This is a genomic window from Nitrospira moscoviensis, from assembly GCF_001273775.1.
Lineage (GTDB): Bacteria > Nitrospirota > Nitrospiria > Nitrospirales > Nitrospiraceae > Nitrospira_D > Nitrospira_D moscoviensis.
In genome coordinates, this window is the sequence record NZ_CP011801.1 from 723,266 (window position 1) to 739,769 (window position 16,504).

Here is a 16,504-nt window from a genome sequence, read left to right on the forward strand (position 1 = left end):
CGTTGCCTCTTTGGGGTTACACCGTGCAGGGGATTTCGTACCGGTCGCCGTTCAACTAACCCTTGCGAGCACTCGGAAGACTGACAGAGGAGGCAGCATGCAATTTGTTAGAATCGGCGGCAAAGCGATCAACATGGAGAACGTGCTCTACGTGGAGGAGCAACACTGGCATGACACCACCACGATGAATCTGTATTTCGTGGGCCAGGCCAACAGCCCTTGGTTCTCACCGACGAAGATGGACAAGAACTGTCAGGATATCTCTAGTATGCGGCCGAACGGCCGGCGGCGGTTGACTAGCACCGCTTGGAGTGGTCCGGTTGCCTTCCTGGAGGACACTCGCCACGCGCCGGCGTCTTGTCCCTATTCACGATGCGAGAAAGAAGTTGGCGCACTCGGTGAGGTTGTGTATCGTGGGATCGTTTCACGAGGGGGCAGCATGGCGCAATCCTGGTGATCGACGATCAAGCAGCCATTCGGATGTTGCTTCGCACCGTGTTGGAAAATGCCGGCTACACGGTGCGTGAGGCGGCTAGCGGGCAGATGGCGCTGGCTCTCTACCGGGAGCAGCGACCGGATTTGGTGATTACTGACCTCGTCATGCCGGAAATGACGGGGCTCGATCTGATTCTCGAAATGACGCGAGAGTTTCTCGATGCGAAGGTGATTGCCATGACGGGGGAGATAAGTGAGGAGGGCCTGCAGACCGCCAAACTGCTCGGCGCTCGCCATACTTTCCACAAGCCGTTCAGCATGGACAAACTCCTCACCGCAATTCGTTACGAGCTGGCCCACTGAGCCATACACCGATGCAGCAATTTGGCTCCGCCAATCAGTCAAGCGGCGCCTCTACCGGGTTCCTCTTGTAATCGTGCCGGCGTGGGGCCATCAGGCTAGACGAAAGGCTCCCAGTGAAGGGCGGCGGCCTGCCGCAACATTGGAGGACGTTGAGGGCTTGGCAATGAACCGAGCGGCCAGAAAGGGAGTCAGGTCTTGCGTTACTCCATCTGCTATCAAGCCGGAATCACCGAGTCCTTCACGCGCCGGACTTTGATCCTTCCCGCGTGTTTCTCCGCCTGCGCCAGATCGTAGGCAGCCTGCAGCCGCAGCCAGGTCTCCGCGCCACCGCCAAAAGCCTTCTCCAGGCGGATGGCCATCTCGGCGGAAATGCCGGCCTTGCCGGTGACCAGGTTGTTCATGGCCTGCCGTGTGACCCCGAGCACTTTCGCTCCTTCCGCTACGGAAAGCCCCAGCGGTTCGAGGCAATCATGGCGCACCGATAAGCCTGGATGGGGCGGATTTTTCATACGCATTGCTGATCTCCTCAGTGATAATCGATCAGATCGACATCGTGGGCGCTGCCATTCTCGAATCGGAAAGTGATCCGCCAATTACCCGATACGCTCACAGCCCATAACCCTGCCAATTCTCCCTTTAACGGATGTAGCCGATAGCCTGGCAGTCCCATGTCTTGCACGACCACTGCCTCGTTCAACCGAGCCAGGATACGGGCAATCTTGTCGGCCTGTGATGCAGGGACCTTTCGGCGGTCATCGTCTTCGAACAACTTAGCGAGCTTGTGCCTAAAGCTTTCGATCACCTGCTGATCCTGCACGCCCTCGGCGTATCTGTCAAGTCATGCTTTACGCTCAGAGAAAGTTAGGGCCGCTGGTTGAGCGCCAAGTCGACGATCAGCATTGGCGGGGCGGACTCTCCGGGGGCGGCGGCATAGATGGCATGCTCTGCCGGTCCGCCTGGAGCTGGCTCTAGGCGCTCCATCAGCGGCGGTCTGGGTGTCTGGGACGGCAGGTCTTTCGGGCCTGGCGGCCGGCGGGCGAAGGTCAGGCGCAGATGGAGGGTGGGATTGGCCGCCGGGTCGGTGATCAGCCCGGCCAAGGGAAACAGCGTCGTCGTGCGCGCGCGGACGGGCTTGGCCGCCGTTCTCGGAGTGATGGTTATCTCCGAAGTCGAAGGCATGTCGATGACCGACAAGTACCCATCCTGATTGGTTTGCACAGCCAGGCGTGGACGATCTGAGACGCTTACAGGCGCCTCGGGGTCCACTTCGCGATCTGTGCCGTCCGGGCCTGCAATGACAAGACTGTAACGGATCGCGAGCGGCGCCGAGGGCGTCGAGTGAATCAGCGGTTCATGTTCCGTCAGCCCTCCGGTTTGGTCGCTCCCGGACGAATGTAGCGCAGCCGGCGCGGCGGGGTTCGCCTCGCTGTAAAACAATGTCCGCGCACTGCTCGGTTGCGGCGGTGCGGCCTGCGGATCTTCGGGCGCTGAGCGCGCGGCCTGTTGCGGAGCCGGTGAAGGAGGCTCGGCGGGCTGCGGTGGCACGGCGTCGTCATCCACCGTGGGCGGCTCATTCCGTGCCGGCTCATGATCCGCGGGGGGCTTGGCCATGGATCGTGCAGACGAGTCGGTTCTCTTGGATGCCTTTTGGGACTCTTGTCTGCGAAGCGCTCCGGTCGGTGTCCTGATTTCATCATCGCGCACGCGCTCCTCGACGATCGGCTCAGGGAACGGATGCACTGGTGTCCGTCGCGTCACGGGGCGATCCGCGGCCGGCTCGGTGGAGATGGCCGGAGGCGAGGTGGCCTCGTCATGTGGTGCCGGCGCCGCCTGATTGGACGTGGGGGCGGGAGCCGGCAATGCTTCCGATGTCGGCGGGCTGTTCTCGCGCTCAACCGCCGGCAGCTGCCCGCCGGTACGATCGTCATACAGCTGCGTGCCGATGAGAATGGCGACCGCAGCCGTTACGGTACTGCCGATGGAGGCCCACATCCATGGATGCCGCCACCACCGCGTCCTCGTTCGCCGAGCTTCGCTGCCAGTTTGCAGCTCGAACAACAGGCGTGCGCGGAGCGCCGGATCTTGTAGCACCTCTTTCAGGGCTTGCTGGTCAGCCAGGGCGCTGAGGAGGCGTGGGTCGCGCAGAGCGGCGGCTTGGAGCTGCGTCCGTTCCGTGGGCGTCAGCCGGTCGGCGGCAAAGGCCTCTAACAGATATTCAAGTTGGTCCTGCGCCATCGCATGCGTTCCAGGTGCCGTCCGGACCGGGTGCTGCTCGGCACGAGGATCCCGAGGTACCAATCACGTCGATGCTAATAGTCGCATGGCCGAGCTGATCTTATAAGCTGGGGTTCTTACTAGGCGTCGATCGATGGAAGTGCAAGGAAGCTCTGTCAAGCCTCGGCAGCGTACGATCAGGTGACGGAGGCCTCCTCGATGAGGTCGAGCTCGAAGCTGTCCCGGCGCACTTCGCCTCCGCTTCTCGTGCGATAGACCAGCTCATCCGTGTCGAGGTCATATTCGGGGATGTCGGTGTCGTTCCACCGCTGCTGGAAGTAATGCGCATAGAGGGTGTACAGGCCATGGTCCTTGCGGTTGTGGCGTAACACGTACTCGGGCATGGTCTGAATGTCGAGATCGGCATGGTAATGCTGGAGCCAGAGATAATCCCCCAGGATGACCATTTTGACCAACGGCGGGTCCGCATAGAGCTTCAGTTTGACGGCTTTTCCCATGGCTCTCAGGCGTTTCAGCAGAGTGATGCTCTGCCGGACCTCTTCTCTGAATCCCGCGAGGGTGTGCTCCGGATGGCCGATGGCTTCGATGCGGGCGCGCGCTTCCGCGCTGGAGGGATTGACGAGAAGAATATGAGCGCCGAGGCATTTGTCGAGGACGGACGACAGATCGCCGACTTGATCGACAAAGGTGCTGTAGCCGCTCGACCCGATCACCATGATGGTACGGCCGGTCCCTTGCTCTTCCTTCAGCCGCTTGATGCGTCGTTGGGCGTCTGGCGCTCGCCGGGGATAGAACGAGACGAGCCCGGCGCCGCTCGCCGCGGCGGCGAGCGTGCGGTCCCGGAGGCTCCGGTGGACGTAGCTCAGGACCATGATGAGCAGCACGGCGACGGTCATTTCGACGGCGATCAGCGCGGATGTATTATGCTCGATGCGTGACCACCAGGAGAGAAACTGGCGGGCGCTCACCGGCAGCATGAGCGCGATGACGGCGCTGAGCGTGACGATGAGGATATGATATAGGCTGCCGGCCGCATTGCGCAGCAACCGGTGAATAGCCGTCCATGAATGACGTAACAAGAAGGCACCTCTTTCTGGTGGATGAGCGGTTGAATTCGTGAGCTGAAGCGGGGCGCCGCGTGCGCGAGGATGGCGGTCGGATGGGCGCCGTGGATCGATGTGCCGCCCGGGGGTTGTTGCGCTAAATGAGGGGCGCCTCAGAGAGGCGCCCCCGGCGCAGCGTTAGAACCGGCTGCGCTTGTCACCACCGCCGAACCGCCCGCCGCCGGAACGTGATTCCTGCGGCTTGGCTTCGTTCACGGTCAACGAACGGCCGTCCATCTGGGAGCCGTTCAGCGCGGTGATCGCGGCCTTGGCTTCCTCGGGCGTGGCCATTTCGACGAAGCCGAAGCCTCGCGACTGCCCCGTGAATTTGTCCGCGATGACACGGGCCGATTCCACGGTGCCGTGTGCGCTGAACAAGGTAGTGAGTTGCGATTCGGTTGCCGCAAACGGCAACCCGCCGACATACAGTTTTGAACCCATGGGGGTTCCTCCTTCTGAAAGTGATATTGTCTGAGACGCGAGATCAGGACAGGAGAGGAAGGACGAACGGATAAGAGCTTCGTTCAGGGCTTCCGATCAGATTCTGCTCGGTGAGAACAACATCGGTGATGGGCCGTTTGCATCGGATTTCACGCGAGGCCCTCCACGTGAAACACAGCGATCATAGCACGTCCGTATCCGAATAGCGAATCGGGCCTCCTCCGCTCTTCGAGTCGTCGCGAAGCCGCGCTGTCTGGAACCAACCATTCGGCCGGACTGTCCGGTTTACTGAAGGCTCGTCGAACGGGGTCCAGGCCAAATCAGGTAAGGGGGCTTCTTCAGTTGGGCACCGGCGCTCGGGTACAAGCGAAGCGCATAACTATACGCATGTTCCTGAGCGATCAGGCAGGTTGTGGCGGCGAGATGGTTGGAAATGATCTGAAACGCCGCCCCGTCGTCCGCCTTCACCAGGACCCGGTACAGGGCACAGGAGAAGTCTCCCTCTTTCAAGCATTGGGTGCTCACGACCAGATGGGACCCGTCCGGAAACGTCAGGAGTGGATCCAAGTTGATTCGACTCATCAATGCTCCTTTCCTGGCGCCCGGCCAACGCTTTCGTCGTCGCCCTCAACGAACGAACGTTCGAGATGGAATTATGCCGAAAGGTCGGCTCGATAGCCGACCGGACGGAGGCACAGCAGAAACGGACCTATGATCGCGCAGAACGGGATGGAAGGAAGAGGCGCGAACCCCCGGCATGCTTCCCGAACGAGATGGCAGGCTAACACATTCCATGCGTCGATAGCGAACAATAAGATCGTGTCCTGTGATTCGCGGTTATAACTGATCAGCGAGCCAGTGTACGAAGATGGATCTTTGTTGATCCTCCCTCCACAGGAGAGCACTATGCCGGCGCCAACCGCTGAAGTCATAATGGTCCATATGAAGAAGAAGGGAGGGCTCATGATTGCGTACTGCCTTTTAATGGCGGCTTGTGCGGGGCTGGCCGGCGCGGATTGGGAGGGCCGGATCGGACAGTTCTCCTTGAATGACGCGCAGCGTGAGCTTGGTCAGCCGGAAAGCTGCGTCGGCTTGGATCAGGGCGGCACGGCTTGCTCCTGGATGATGGGAAAGGGGAAGGACTGGATGGATAAACTCGTGCTGACCTTTGACGCCAACGGTCAATTGACCACCGTCAACCGCGTGCATTTCTAGGCGACGCCTCGTCGCGATCGCCCACTTCCCTTGGCCTCCTGGCCATTTTCTCCCCACTCCATCGATGATCCTGTCCATCATGTCGGACAGCCTATCTCTGCAACAGTGCGGGTCTGCTGTCTTCCTTCGAGAAAGAGTGACGCAATTCTCCTCCGTGTGCGAATGAGCCGCCTGTCCGGCGAACTCTATCTCCGCGGGATTCTTACCCCGGATGTGCCAAGCTGCGCGCATGCATCTTGTACCTCTTCAAACCGTGCAGTCTGATCCGCACGTCGAGGGTTGTCTGGTGCTAGAAGAAAGGAGGATTTATGCCAAGGCCAGAAACCCATAGGATGCTCATGGCAGTCCTCCTCGGGGCGGGCCTGTTTCTCGTGCCCGTTACCACATGGGGAGGCGAAGCGGTCTGGATTGACGAAATCACGGCGTTAGTCACGGATCACCAAGAATGGGCCAGATCCGAAGCGCGGGACGGCGCGTATTACCCGTACCTGGCTCAGCTGATGGCGGTTCGGCTTGCGGCCTCTTCCACCGTGAGACGGAAAGGAGGGATGAACGATGCGGCGGCTCGTGAATCCGATCTTCGTGTTCGCCCTCGTCGTTTGTGGATTGCCGGTCCTAGTGTCCTCTCCTGCGCAGGCCGCGGCAGATGAATGGCTCAATGCCCTCACCGCGATGGTCGAGCAGCACCGGTACTTCGCCGCAGTGGAAGGGCGGGGAGCGGCGTACGAGCCGTATCTGGCCCAGCTCCAGACGGCTCGCCTGGCGCTGAGCCAGGGGGATACGGAAGCGGTCTACGTCGCGATGAATCGCTTCATGGACATGCTGCAGCAGGCGCCTGAAGCGGCGGGGATTCCGCTCTGGTCGGCGAAAGCGCTGTTTAATTTCTGCGGGGAAGTGACGCCGCCCATGTACCACGACCTGTCACGGCATGCGGTTCATGAGGCGGTCTAGGGAAACCGGTGCCGGGCCGGATGGTCGTTCGGTGAGGCGCTGGTATAATGCCTTTCATGCAGCGACCCATCAGCCTCATTCGGCCTCGTGGAACGGTGATGGTTCCCTGGGCGTTCCTCCCGCTGTTCATCAGCCTGTGTCTCGCGGCGCCAGCCGCTCCGAATCAGGGCAGCCGGCGCCGGACCAAGGCCTGTGGCGAACGGCCGCGCCGGCGCCGACGAAGCGGACGGAAGTGGCCGCCGCGACGTTGCGCGACAAGATCTACGTCGTGGGCGGGTTCGAGCAGCCGGGCCTGAGCAATGTGATGAATCTCGCGATTACCGCAGCGGTCGAGGAATACGATCCCTCCACCGACCGATGGGCCGCCAAAGCTTCCATGCCGGCCGGTCTGCATCATGTGGGCATCGGCGCGGTAGGCGGGCGACTCTACGTCATTGGCGGGTATCAGCAGTCGGGACTCAGCGTCTGGCATCCCGTCGCCACCGTCTACGCCTACGATCCGGCGGCGGATACCTGGTCGGAGCGCGCGCCCATGCCGACTCCTCGGGGCGCCTTGGCGGTCGCGGAGCATGAAGGGAAGCTGTATGCGATCGGCGGCTACGACCGCAAAGCCAACAGCGCCGCCGTCGAAGTGTACGATCCGGAGCGAGACACATGGATTTCACGCGCGGCGCTCCCCACCCCGCGCGATCATCTGGCCGCCGCGACGCTGGGTGGGAAGATCTATGCGATCGGCGGCCGCTTGAACGGCGACTATCGCCGGAATCTTTCCGTGACGGAGGTGTACGATCCTCTCACCGACCGCTGGAGCCGCGGCCCGGATCTTCCGACCGCCCGCAGCGGCATCACCGCCTCAGTGGTCGGTGGGAGAGTGCACGTGTTCGGCGGCGAGAGCGGCGAGGGAACGTTCCGGGAGAACGAAGCGTACGATCCGACAGCTGGCGCCTGGCGGACCATGGCGCCGATGCCGAGCGGGCGGCACGGCCTCGGATCGGCGGTGCTCCAGGGCCGCATCCACGTCATCAGCGGCGGGCCGACCCCCGGCGGCTCCTTTAGCGACCTGCACGAAGTCTTTATTCCGCCGGGTCGTGACCGCTAAGGCGCTCGGCCCTCGTGCTCTCCGGACCGTCTTAGCCGTTCCACCACCATTGCCAACAGTCGCCGCGATTGATCGCTTCGCTGCAGCAGTCCATCAGGATCACCAGCCCCAACTCGAACTGAAAGCGATCGCCCTCGGCGAAGCCGCGGTCCAGCATGTCCAGCGCATGGTGGTACGCTTCCTGTCCCGTCACCACCGCCGGCGCTCCGTCGATTCGGCGCATCGCGAGTTCCCAGGCGCGCTCCCACTCATGAACCGCCCACACCGTCCGCTTTTTCGTCGTCCGCTCCCGTCTCCTCCTCGCCATTCCCCCTCGATTCGAACGGATCCATGAAAAGAAACGGGGAGACGTTACCACAGGGGGTGCGCCGGCTTGTTATTAGTCCACGAAGCCTAGGTAAAATCGGGCGAGGCGCAAGGTAAAGATCCGGCGAGGCGCCGTACAAAATCAGGCGGTGAAGAAGCTCCGCTCCGGTCGTAGAATGGTGGTGCCATGGAAAAGGACGCATCTCCCGTCATGTGCCGTGGCTGCGAGGCGGTCTGCCGGCGGTCGATCCGACACGGGTGGTGGGATTGGCTGATCAGCTGGCTGGGATGGTATCCCTGGCGGTGCCCGCAGTGCGGGATCCGCTTTCATGTGCGCGTCCGGTCATAGAGAGGACACCACGGCCCATGAAAGTTGCACCGGGTGTTGCACAAAAATCAAACGTCCGGCCAGGGGACGTGCTAGGTCGGGAAGCGGCGGGACTGCCCTACACTGAATGGGACTATGAACGACGTGTGCAGCCTCCAAGAGTTCATCGAAGGCGCGATCCGCGATGTCATTGAGCGGAACGCGGATTCCCATATCGTAAAGGTCGATGACTCGGGCGAGACGCAGGGCTACGAGCACGCGACCGCGCCGGGAGAGTGCTGCCGATGCGACCCGATGGTGCTCTACACCGACTGTGTCACCGGCTGTAAAGTGTACCTCCACCGGACACTGGAGGCGTGACGGGCCCGGAGAATACACTCATTTTCCCGACATGCCATAGGGCCTCTTTTGGCCTCTCGGACTAGGGGTATACCTAGCTGACCAATGCTAGGGCAACCCCTAGACTGCGCACTGCTTCCGAACCTCGGCGTCCACGTTTCAGCAGAGGAGGTGTGCTGATGTCGCCCAAGACCGTCACGCTTCACGTGCCCTATGCCGACAACGAACAGCAGTTTCTTACGCAAGCCGTGCAGGCCGCCCTCCGGGCTTTTCGAGAGCGCAATCGGTCATGCGCCGGTCAGCAGCCCATACAGCCTGCGCCGACGTCGGCGCCCGAAGGCCTATCGTCTTCCGCTTTCAGAGAACCACAGCCATGCGAGGCCGAGTTGGCGCTGGCGACGTGATGGTTACGAGCCGGCATCCACTACCGGCGTGCTCCGTCGGCCTTTCATGACTTGGCCGGCGAGATCCGAAGAATCCTTCCGTCGTCGCTGTCCGTGAGCAGGTAGAGCAAGCCGTCCGGCCCTTGGCGCACGTCCCGGATGCGCTCGCGGAGCTGGGCGAGATAGCGTTCTTCTTGCGCCACCGTGCCGTCCTTCAGCGTCAGCCGGACGAGCAAGCCGGGCTTGAGCGAGCCGATCAGGACGGAGCCTTTCCACGCAGGAAACACGTCACCGGTATAGAAGGTCATACCCGAGGGGGCGATGACCGGGTCCCAATAGTAGACCGGTTGCTCCATGCCGGCCTTGGCGGTGCCTTCGCCGATCTTCGTCCCGTCGTAATCCACGCCGTAGGTGATGACCGGCCAGCCGTAGTTCTTGCCCGCTTCGGGATGGTTCAATTCGTCGCCGCCGCGGGCCCCATGCTCGACGGTCCACAGTTGCCCCGTCTCCGGATGCAGCGCCGCCGCCTGCACATTCCGGTGCCCATAGGACCAGATCTCCGGCCGCGCGCTGTCCCGGCCGACAAACGGATTGTCGCGCGGCACGGCTCCGTCCGGATGGATGCGCACGATCTTGCCGATCCCGCTCGACAGATCCTGCGCCTGCTCCCGGTAGTCATAACGGTCGCCCTGGGTGACGAACAGTGTGCCGTCCCGTGCGAATACCAGCCGGGAGCCGAAATGGATGGGGCCTTTGACTTTCGGCTGCTGCCGATAGACGACCTGGACGTCTTCCAAGCGATTGTCGGCGAGTCGACCGCGGGCCACGGCCGTGCCGGCGGTGCCCTTTTCCCCCGGTTCGGCATAGGAGAAGTAGACCAGGCGATTGTCGGCAAAGCGCGGATCGAGCACCACGTCCAGCAGACCCCCTTGGCTCGTACCCAATACCGGGGGGACGCCGGCCAACGGCTCGGAGAGTCGCCCCTGCCGGTCGACGAGGCGGAGCCGGCCGGGCCGCTCGGTGACGAGCATGCGACCGTCCGGCAGAAACGCGAGCCCCCAGGGATGCTCCAGACCGCGCGCGACGGTGTCCACCGTCACGACGCCTTCACGGGATGGAGGAGTCGGCGACTGCGGCGCTTGCGCGCGGACCCAGTTCGGCGGCGCACTGCAGGCCAGGAAGGCCGCCGCTGTCCAGAAGATGACGATGTGCGTTCTCATGGTGTCCTCCGCTGCAGACTTTACGAGACGTTCTTCAGCAATCGCGGTTGGATCAACGGCTCGGATGCAAGACGATCGGCGTCGAGGCGGGCCTGTTGCACGAGCGAATGGGCGGGCGACCAGCGACAGGCGGGGTCGGTGGCCGCGAGATCGCCCGTGAGGTGAAAAGCCTGGCAGCGGCAACCGCCGTAGTCGATCGCCCGCCGCTCGCAGGTACGGCAGGGCGACGGCATCCACTCCTCGCCGCGAAAGAGGTTGAACAGCTCAGAGTGCTCCCAAATGTCCGTCAGCGACCGGCTCGTCGCATAGTCGAGCGGCAGGCCGGGAATCGTCTGGGCTGCATGACACGGCAGGACGGCGCCGTCCGGAGCCACGACGATGAAGCGGCGTCCCCACCCGTCCATGCAGGGACGCGGCACGTCCGCATACCAGTCCGGCGTGACGAAGAGGATGTCCATCCTCCCGCCGAGCCGGCTGCGAGCCGCTTCCGCCGCCGCCCGCGCACGATCCAGCTGTTCCCTGGTCGGCAGCAATGCGAGGCGGTTCACCAGCGCCCAGCCGGCATATTGGACGTTCGCCAGTTCAAGCCGGTGGGCGCCCAGCGTTTCGGCCAGGCTGATCATCTCATTGACGCGATGGAGGTTGCGCCGATGCAGCACCACGTTGAGCGTCAACAGCAATCCCGATTCCACGATCCATTGCGCCGCGGCGAGCTTCCGGTCATAGACCGCCATGCCGGCCAGCTCGTTGCATTCGTCTGGATCGGTGGATTGCCACGACAGTTGTACGGCATCCAAACCGGCGTCACGCAACCGCGCGACGCGATTGCGGTCGAGCGGAATGCCGCTGGTAATCAGATTCACATACAAATCAACACGTCGCGCTTCGGTGATGAGGGGGGCCAGATCGTCCCGTAACAGCGGCTCCCCGCCGGTCAGATTGAGTTGGACGATGCCGAGTTCCTCGGCTTCACGAAAGATCCGCCGCCAGGCGGCTGTGTCGAGCGGCGTCCGTCCTCCATAGTCGACAGGATTCGAGCAATAGCCGCAGGCGAGCGGGCAGCGATAGGTGAGCTCGGCGATGAGCGTGTAGGGGCGATTCACGTGTCGAGCAATCCCTTCGCCGAAAGGTCGTCGAGCAAGCGCAGCACGTCGGCTTGAACAGCTTCCCGCCGGTCCTCCCCATGCCGTCCGGCCAGCCGGTCGACGATCGCGGCGACGGTCAGCCGGCCGGTGCACAGCCGGAGCGTTTCCCCGGCCGTCCGGTTCAGGAGCAGCCCCTGTTCCGGATAGAGCAGCCACAGCCGGCCGTCGCGGCGGTCAACGCGCAGGCGCGCTTTCGCAGCCAGCTTCGGACGGCTCAGCTCGGTGATCGGCGTCCTGCCGTTCAGGTACGACATAGGTGTTGTACAGACAGTCGAGCAGATGGCGCAGGATCTCCGTCTTGCGCGTCAAGGCGTCCAGGCACTGCTGCTGCTGCTCGCGCGTCGCGGCCTGAGCGGCGACGAATTCCAACGCTTCGCCGGCGTCCCGCGTCGCGCGCGGCACCCGGCTGCGGAAATAGTCCAAGGCCTGCCGGTCCACCCAGGGGTAATGCCGCTCCCAGGCCGCGATCCGTTTCGCCATCAGGTCGGGCGCGAACAGCTCGGTCAATGAGGAAGCCACGGCCTCGAGCAAGCTCGCCTCCCGTACAAAGGACACATACCCGTCGCAGGCGAACCGCACGCCCGGCAAGACGGCCTGGAAACTGGTCAGAAGCGCGCTGTCTACACCGACCGCCGCTGCCAGGCGCTGCCACTGGGACAGGCCTCCGTCGTCAGGACCATGGCCGTCGTGATCGTGGAGGCGGTGGATCCAGGTCCGGCGAAACGCCGGGTCTTCCGATTTGGCGAGGATCAAGGCGTCTTTGATCGGTATGCGGGTTTGATAGTAGTAGCGATTCACGACCCATTGTTGCAATTGATGCGGGCTCAGCCGGCCTTCGTGCATCAGCACATGGAAGGGATGCTCATGGTGATACCGTTGGAGCCCTTCCTGTCGCAGGCGCTCGACGAAGACGTCGGCGGGCAGCGGCGCGTGAAGGTCGCTCGTCATAGTTCGACCTCCATGCCGTCGTACGCGACGTCAACGCCGGCGGCTTCGACTTCGCGCCGCTCCGCCGTATCGTCCCGCAGGAGCGGATTGCTGTTGTTGAGGTGGATGAGAATCTTGCGTCGGGCTCGCGCTTTTTCCAGCGCCGCGAGACTGCCGTTCGGTCCTCCGACCGGCCAATGCGCCATGTCCCGTGCGGTTTTTCTTCCAAGCCCTTGCACGGGCAGCTCGTCCTCCGCCCAAAAGGTCCCGTCAAAGAACAGGCAGTCGGCTTCACCCAAGAGCCGGTCCACCGCCGGGTCGTGCGCTCCGACGCAGGGCGCGTAGCCCAGGGTGCGCCCGTTTGCCGGGTCGCGAATCAGCAGCGCGATATTCATGTCCGGCTGCGGCGTCGCGATCGATTCCAAGTACAGCGGCACCTTGCCCGGTACAGCGAGGGCGGTCGCCCAGAGGGAGGGCCGGCCATCGCCGCCGAGCAGCGGCTGGCTCACATCCAGTTTCAACTCGTGCCAGGTGACGTGCCCGGGCATCCGGTCGAATGCCCGGGAGAAGACATTGCCGTCCCTGACGGCGCGGCGGACCGAATCCGTCGCATAGAGGTGCAACGGTTGCCCTTCGCGGAGCGAGAAGAGACCGAGCGTTTGGTCCAGATCCCCGTTGGTGAGGAGCAGGCCGGCGAGCGGGGTGTCACGCAGCGTGCGCGGATGAAGGGCGGGAAGCGCGGCCAGCTGAGCGCGGATATCCGGCGAGGCATGGATGAGGAACCAGCTTCCCTCCGCGCCTTGCACGGCCACCGAGCTTTGTGTCCGCGCCGTGGCTTGGATCGTACCGTTCCGGACGCCGCGGCAATTGAGGCAGGCGCAGTTCCACTGCGGGAAGCCGCCTCCCGCCGCGGACCCGAGCACATGGACGAGCACGGCTCAACCCTCGCGGCCGGTGAGGTGGCGGCCGGGCTGTTGAGCGGTCTCGCGCAAAGCGGCGTCGCCCGGCAAGGGGACGCGCTCCTCGAAATCGTCCTGATACGCGCCGATCTCCGAGCTCATATTGACTTCAACATAGGACGGAGTTTCCCAGCTCATGTGCGACCTCCTGGTCGAGTTGAAGACGGGAGCAATTCGTGCGCCATCAGCAGGGTGGCACAAACGTAAGAAATCTGTAAAGACGCCCATGCTCGGGGACAACATGCGCGGGCTTGAGGACAAATTGTCCCCACGCGCCGGTGGAAAGGGAAGGTGTGCAGTCATATCCATTAAAGAGTAAACCCTAATATTCCGATACGTCATGCAGCGGGCAGTATCGCGAACGACAACCAGCTTTTGAGGCCAACTTTCATGGTGGGGAACCCGGCTCCGGCTGCTCACCGGGTCCGGGCTTGCCTCTCTGCCTCGGGAGGACCCCACCTCCAACCCCATGCCGCCGGGCGCCGATACGGCAGGAATCCGGAGAAGTGCTTGGCCATCCGGCGGCTCCGCGCTAGCATAGGGCATGCTGTGTAAAGCTCTATCGATCCAGGCGGTCGTGGCGGCATTGGTCCTCTGGCCCGCTCTCTCGTCGGCTGAATTCATGGCGCGGGTCGTGGCGGTCCATGAAGGCGACCGGGTGACCATCTACCACAAGGGCCGCCATCACATCGTCTCGCTCAAAGACATCGATTGCCCCGAGCTCAAGCAGCCCTACGGCCGGCAGGCCAAGCATGCGACCGCGGCCTATATCGGCGGCCGGGAAGTCGTCGTGCGGGCTCTCCAGAAAGATTCGAAGGGACGGCTCACGGCCGAGGTCTTTCTGCAAGACGGCCGCAACGTGAGCCTGGAGTTGGTGAAAGAGGGACTGGCCTGGTGGCGCCCATCGAAGTCGGGGGACCGCAGCCTCGGCGACCTGGAAGAATTGGCGCGCGCCGAAGGCAAAGGGCTCTGGTCCGACCCGCATCCGGTCCCGCCCTGGAAGTGGAAAGCCGCGAAGAAGACCGGCCGGAAATTCTCCAATTAACTTCTCCTCCATTCTCCCTTCCCTTCTATCCGTTCGTAACACTATCCGGGCGGCCCTGGAGAAGCCGACGGCTCCGTCCAGGGCCCGGTGTCGAGATCGCTAGCTGCCGGTGGGTGGTTCGGCCGGACCAGCCGGCCGATCAGAAGGAACGAGGCCTTCGGTGCTGGAGCCGATCTCTTCGGTCTTTGCCGGCTCGGTGGCGGTCGCGCCGACGGCCGGCGCCGCCATGTGTTCCAGGCCAATCTTGCGAATATCGAGATGCACCCGGCGGTTCATGTGGCGGCAGATATCGCTGTTGTCCACGCACAGCACGCCCTCTTCACCCAGGCTCACGGTTTTGATGCGATGTTCGGCGATGCCGGCGTTGACCAGTTCGGCTTTCACGGTCTCCGCGCGCTTGAGGCCCAGCGTCATGTTGTAGCTCGCCGACCCCTGCTGGTCGGTGTAGCCCTGGATCAGCACGCCGTAGTCCTCATGCTGCTTTAGCATGGCCGCCTGGGCAGCGAGCTGCGCCTTGGCCTCATCCGTCAATCCCCTCCGGCCCACTTCGAAGTACACATCGGCATGGATGATATCCGCCGGCGAGACCACGGGGGCCGTAACCGGGGTGGGCTGAGTGGTAGAAGCCTCGGCCTGGTTCAGCACGCTGGCCTTCTTGAGGAGATCCGAGACGTTGGCGTTCTCGGCCCGGTCCGTAACCGGGGTCATCTTCACCGGTTCGGCCAGTTGCCCGTAATACCACGCCGCTGCGATCAGCCCTCCGAGAAACAGCACGAGCCCAGCCAGAAGCATGACTTCCTTCGTCTCCTTCTGAGGCCCCAGAACGGTGGGGGCGATGTTCCCTGACGACACCTGCGATGGACCTTTCTGCATGATGGCACTCCTCCTTGTCGTGAAATTCAAAATTAAACATTCAACATTCAAAATTGAGGACCGCGGTTGCGGCTTGCTCCATCCTCACCCCCTTTCCAGCCGTTGGTTCAATGCGCCGACAGAGGACTGTTTGAGCAACCGGAGTGCCGGTGTGGTAAAGCGAGTGAAGCGAAGAAACCGTGAGGAAAATTCAGAGGTTCAGCGGACGAAGCGAATTAATTAAGGATGCGGGGAAGCGGCCTCCATCATGGGATGCGGGGATGGACCCGCATAAGGGGTCCGATGGAGCGGTGGATTAGTATGGGATTTTGCAGTAAGCTCGCCCCCGCGACAGATTTCCGAGAGCGCTTTTGTTGCAAGGATAAATTGAACAAAGTACCTAAAAGATCTCGGGGGTCGAGGGATGCAAATTATAGGATTTTTGGTTTTCCTCTTGGTTAGTCACCTTATTTTGATGCAGATTTTCTTATTGACGACTTACCATGCGTATTTCTTGAGGGCTCTCCCCTCTGCTCGTCTGTTACAGCATGCTTGTCGGATGGCTGCTCTATGCCTTGGACTTTCACGCCTTTTTTCTTTGGCAGATTGTTCTCGTTTCAGGATGGTTGTTTGTGATCAGCAAGAAGCAACAGAAGGAATTTGAAGCGATGCTCGCGCTTGCTGGCAACGACGCTATCACCGTTCGCTTCACGGCCTCCTCGGTATCTAAGACACGCCAGTATTACGCATACAGTTCTTTCATATACATCGTTACATACTTATGGCTGATCAATAGGTGACGAGGCACAAACCCATGAGCCTCGTAACAGTATGAGCTCGGAATCCATAGCACCTTCCCGATGAAGAAATCATGAAGCAGTCAATTTCGATGAGTGCAATCGTCTTAATCATCTTTCAGGGTTGTGCATCGACGGATACTGGTATTGTTGAAATCGCCCCAGATACGTACATGTATTCGAAGCAAGATTGGATGGCGTATTCTGGCGGAGTCATAAAAGCTGAGCTATTTCGAGAAGCAAATGCGTTCTGTGCAAGTAAGGGGAAAACGCTAGTCCCGCTAAATTCCACCGCGCAAGATTATGCGCCACTGCAATCCTCTGCATCAGCAGAAATACAGTTTGCTTGTAAATGAGGATA

At 62.1% G+C, this 16,504-nt stretch carries 23 protein-coding genes; 9 read left to right on the top strand and 14 right to left on the bottom strand.

Features of this window, described 5'->3' with window-relative positions; all coding sequences use genetic code 11:
* Window positions 1-97: 97 nt before the first annotated feature.
* Together NITMOv2_RS03485 and NITMOv2_RS03490 are read left to right on the top strand one after the other, a co-directional pair.
* On the top strand, window positions 98-457 hold the full coding sequence (locus NITMOv2_RS03485) for a hypothetical protein (protein WP_053378570.1): 360 nt from the start codon (window positions 98-100) through the stop codon (window positions 455-457).
* Entirely contained in the window at window positions 454-798 is a 345-nt protein-coding gene (locus NITMOv2_RS03490; protein ID WP_238590451.1) for a response regulator, read from the top strand. The genes NITMOv2_RS03485 and NITMOv2_RS03490 overlap by 4 nt, the downstream gene beginning before the upstream one ends.
* Window positions 799-1,013: 215 nt before the next feature.
* On the opposite strand, the gene NITMOv2_RS03495 is transcribed toward NITMOv2_RS03490, so the two are convergent.
* The 6 genes from NITMOv2_RS03495 to NITMOv2_RS03520 all read right to left on the bottom strand — a co-directional run bounded on the left by NITMOv2_RS03495 (window position 1,014) and on the right by NITMOv2_RS03520 (window position 5,159).
* Window positions 1,014-1,313: a HigA family addiction module antitoxin gene (locus NITMOv2_RS03495; protein WP_053378571.1), complete on the bottom strand. Its 300-nt coding sequence runs from the start codon at window positions 1,311-1,313 to the stop codon at window positions 1,014-1,016.
* An 11-nt stretch (window positions 1,314-1,324) separates the two neighbouring features.
* Entirely contained in the window at window positions 1,325-1,615 is a 291-nt protein-coding gene (locus tag NITMOv2_RS03500) for a type II toxin-antitoxin system RelE/ParE family toxin (RefSeq protein WP_202967308.1), read from the bottom strand.
* A gap of 44 nt (window positions 1,616-1,659) precedes the next feature.
* On the bottom strand, window positions 1,660-3,033 hold the full coding sequence (locus NITMOv2_RS03505) for a hypothetical protein (RefSeq protein WP_053378572.1): 1,374 nt from the start codon (window positions 3,031-3,033) through the stop codon (window positions 1,660-1,662).
* Window positions 3,034-3,209: 176 nt separating this feature from the next.
* The gene (locus tag NITMOv2_RS03510) at window positions 3,210-4,112 is read right to left on the bottom strand and encodes a hypothetical protein (protein WP_145976156.1); all 903 of its coding nucleotides are present in this window, start codon (window positions 4,110-4,112) and stop codon (window positions 3,210-3,212) included.
* A 162-nt stretch (window positions 4,113-4,274) separates the two neighbouring features.
* Complete coding sequence (locus NITMOv2_RS03515; RefSeq protein ID WP_053378574.1) at window positions 4,275-4,577, bottom strand: RNA recognition motif domain-containing protein; 303 nt, start codon at window positions 4,575-4,577, stop codon at window positions 4,275-4,277.
* Between the two features lie 285 nt (window positions 4,578-4,862).
* Entirely contained in the window at window positions 4,863-5,159 is a 297-nt protein-coding gene (locus NITMOv2_RS03520; RefSeq protein ID WP_053378575.1) for a hypothetical protein, read from the bottom strand.
* 324 nt (window positions 5,160-5,483) lie between these two features.
* Here NITMOv2_RS03520 and NITMOv2_RS03530 point away from each other — a divergent pair, with 324 nt between their 5' ends.
* The 3 genes from NITMOv2_RS03530 to NITMOv2_RS03540 all read left to right on the top strand — a co-directional run bounded on the left by NITMOv2_RS03530 (window position 5,484) and on the right by NITMOv2_RS03540 (window position 7,842).
* Window positions 5,484-5,792 carry a hypothetical protein gene (locus NITMOv2_RS03530; protein ID WP_053378577.1) on the top strand — a complete coding sequence of 103 codons (309 nt, stop codon included), beginning with the start codon at window positions 5,484-5,486 and terminating at the stop codon, window positions 5,790-5,792.
* Window positions 5,793-6,347: 555 nt separating this feature from the next.
* Complete coding sequence (locus NITMOv2_RS03535) at window positions 6,348-6,743, top strand: hypothetical protein (RefSeq protein ID WP_053378578.1); 396 nt, start codon at window positions 6,348-6,350, stop codon at window positions 6,741-6,743.
* A gap of 136 nt (window positions 6,744-6,879) precedes the next feature.
* Window positions 6,880-7,842 (top strand): Kelch repeat-containing protein, encoded by a 963-nt coding sequence (locus NITMOv2_RS03540; protein ID WP_053378579.1) that lies wholly within the window; start codon window positions 6,880-6,882, stop codon window positions 7,840-7,842.
* A gap of 31 nt (window positions 7,843-7,873) precedes the next feature.
* Here the strand turns inward: NITMOv2_RS03540 and NITMOv2_RS03545 are convergent, their stop codons facing one another.
* Window positions 7,874-8,149 (bottom strand): hypothetical protein, encoded by a 276-nt coding sequence (locus NITMOv2_RS03545; protein ID WP_145976157.1) that lies wholly within the window; start codon window positions 8,147-8,149, stop codon window positions 7,874-7,876.
* Between the two features lie 462 nt (window positions 8,150-8,611).
* Between NITMOv2_RS03545 and NITMOv2_RS03550 the strand changes: the two genes are divergently transcribed.
* Both NITMOv2_RS03550 and NITMOv2_RS03555 read left to right on the top strand, forming a co-directional pair.
* Window positions 8,612-8,836, top strand: coding sequence for a hypothetical protein (locus tag NITMOv2_RS03550; RefSeq protein WP_053378581.1), 225 nt, complete (start codon window positions 8,612-8,614; stop codon window positions 8,834-8,836).
* Window positions 8,837-8,994: 158 nt separating this feature from the next.
* On the top strand, window positions 8,995-9,219 hold the full coding sequence (locus tag NITMOv2_RS03555; protein ID WP_053378582.1) for a hypothetical protein: 225 nt from the start codon (window positions 8,995-8,997) through the stop codon (window positions 9,217-9,219).
* Between the two features lie 44 nt (window positions 9,220-9,263).
* Here the strand turns inward: NITMOv2_RS03555 and NITMOv2_RS03560 are convergent, their stop codons facing one another.
* The 6 genes from NITMOv2_RS03560 to NITMOv2_RS23760 are packed head-to-tail and all read right to left on the bottom strand — an operon-like array spanning window position 9,264 to window position 13,587.
* Complete coding sequence (locus tag NITMOv2_RS03560) at window positions 9,264-10,418, bottom strand: PQQ-dependent sugar dehydrogenase (RefSeq protein ID WP_053378583.1); 1,155 nt, start codon at window positions 10,416-10,418, stop codon at window positions 9,264-9,266.
* Window positions 10,419-10,438: 20 nt separating this feature from the next.
* The gene (gene pqqE, locus NITMOv2_RS03565) at window positions 10,439-11,521 is read right to left on the bottom strand and encodes a pyrroloquinoline quinone biosynthesis protein PqqE (protein WP_053378584.1); all 1,083 of its coding nucleotides are present in this window, start codon (window positions 11,519-11,521) and stop codon (window positions 10,439-10,441) included.
* On the bottom strand, window positions 11,518-11,817 hold the full coding sequence (gene pqqD, locus NITMOv2_RS03570; RefSeq protein WP_053378585.1) for a pyrroloquinoline quinone biosynthesis peptide chaperone PqqD: 300 nt from the start codon (window positions 11,815-11,817) through the stop codon (window positions 11,518-11,520). The genes pqqE and pqqD overlap by 4 nt, the downstream gene beginning before the upstream one ends.
* Window positions 11,738-12,511, bottom strand: a complete 774-nt coding sequence (pqqC, locus tag NITMOv2_RS03575) for a pyrroloquinoline-quinone synthase PqqC (RefSeq protein ID WP_083447716.1) — start codon at window positions 12,509-12,511, stop codon at window positions 11,738-11,740. Before pqqC ends, pqqD begins: the two co-directional genes overlap by 80 nt.
* Window positions 12,508-13,425, bottom strand: coding sequence for a pyrroloquinoline quinone biosynthesis protein PqqB (pqqB, locus tag NITMOv2_RS03580; protein ID WP_053378586.1), 918 nt, complete (start codon window positions 13,423-13,425; stop codon window positions 12,508-12,510). The genes pqqC and pqqB overlap by 4 nt, the downstream gene beginning before the upstream one ends.
* Window positions 13,426-13,428: 3 nt before the next feature.
* The gene (locus tag NITMOv2_RS23760; protein ID WP_187299353.1) at window positions 13,429-13,587 is read right to left on the bottom strand and encodes a hypothetical protein; all 159 of its coding nucleotides are present in this window, start codon (window positions 13,585-13,587) and stop codon (window positions 13,429-13,431) included.
* A gap of 406 nt (window positions 13,588-13,993) precedes the next feature.
* Here NITMOv2_RS23760 and NITMOv2_RS03585 point away from each other — a divergent pair, with 406 nt between their 5' ends.
* Window positions 13,994-14,494, top strand: coding sequence for a thermonuclease family protein (locus NITMOv2_RS03585; protein ID WP_053378587.1), 501 nt, complete (start codon window positions 13,994-13,996; stop codon window positions 14,492-14,494).
* Window positions 14,495-14,593: 99 nt separating this feature from the next.
* Here the strand turns inward: NITMOv2_RS03585 and NITMOv2_RS03590 are convergent, their stop codons facing one another.
* Window positions 14,594-15,367: an OmpA family protein gene (locus tag NITMOv2_RS03590; RefSeq protein WP_053378588.1), complete on the bottom strand. Its 774-nt coding sequence runs from the start codon at window positions 15,365-15,367 to the stop codon at window positions 14,594-14,596.
* A gap of 850 nt (window positions 15,368-16,217) precedes the next feature.
* Between NITMOv2_RS03590 and NITMOv2_RS23235 the strand changes: the two genes are divergently transcribed.
* Window positions 16,218-16,499, top strand: coding sequence for a hypothetical protein (locus tag NITMOv2_RS23235; protein ID WP_145976158.1), 282 nt, complete (start codon window positions 16,218-16,220; stop codon window positions 16,497-16,499).
* Window positions 16,500-16,504 lie beyond the last annotated feature (5 nt).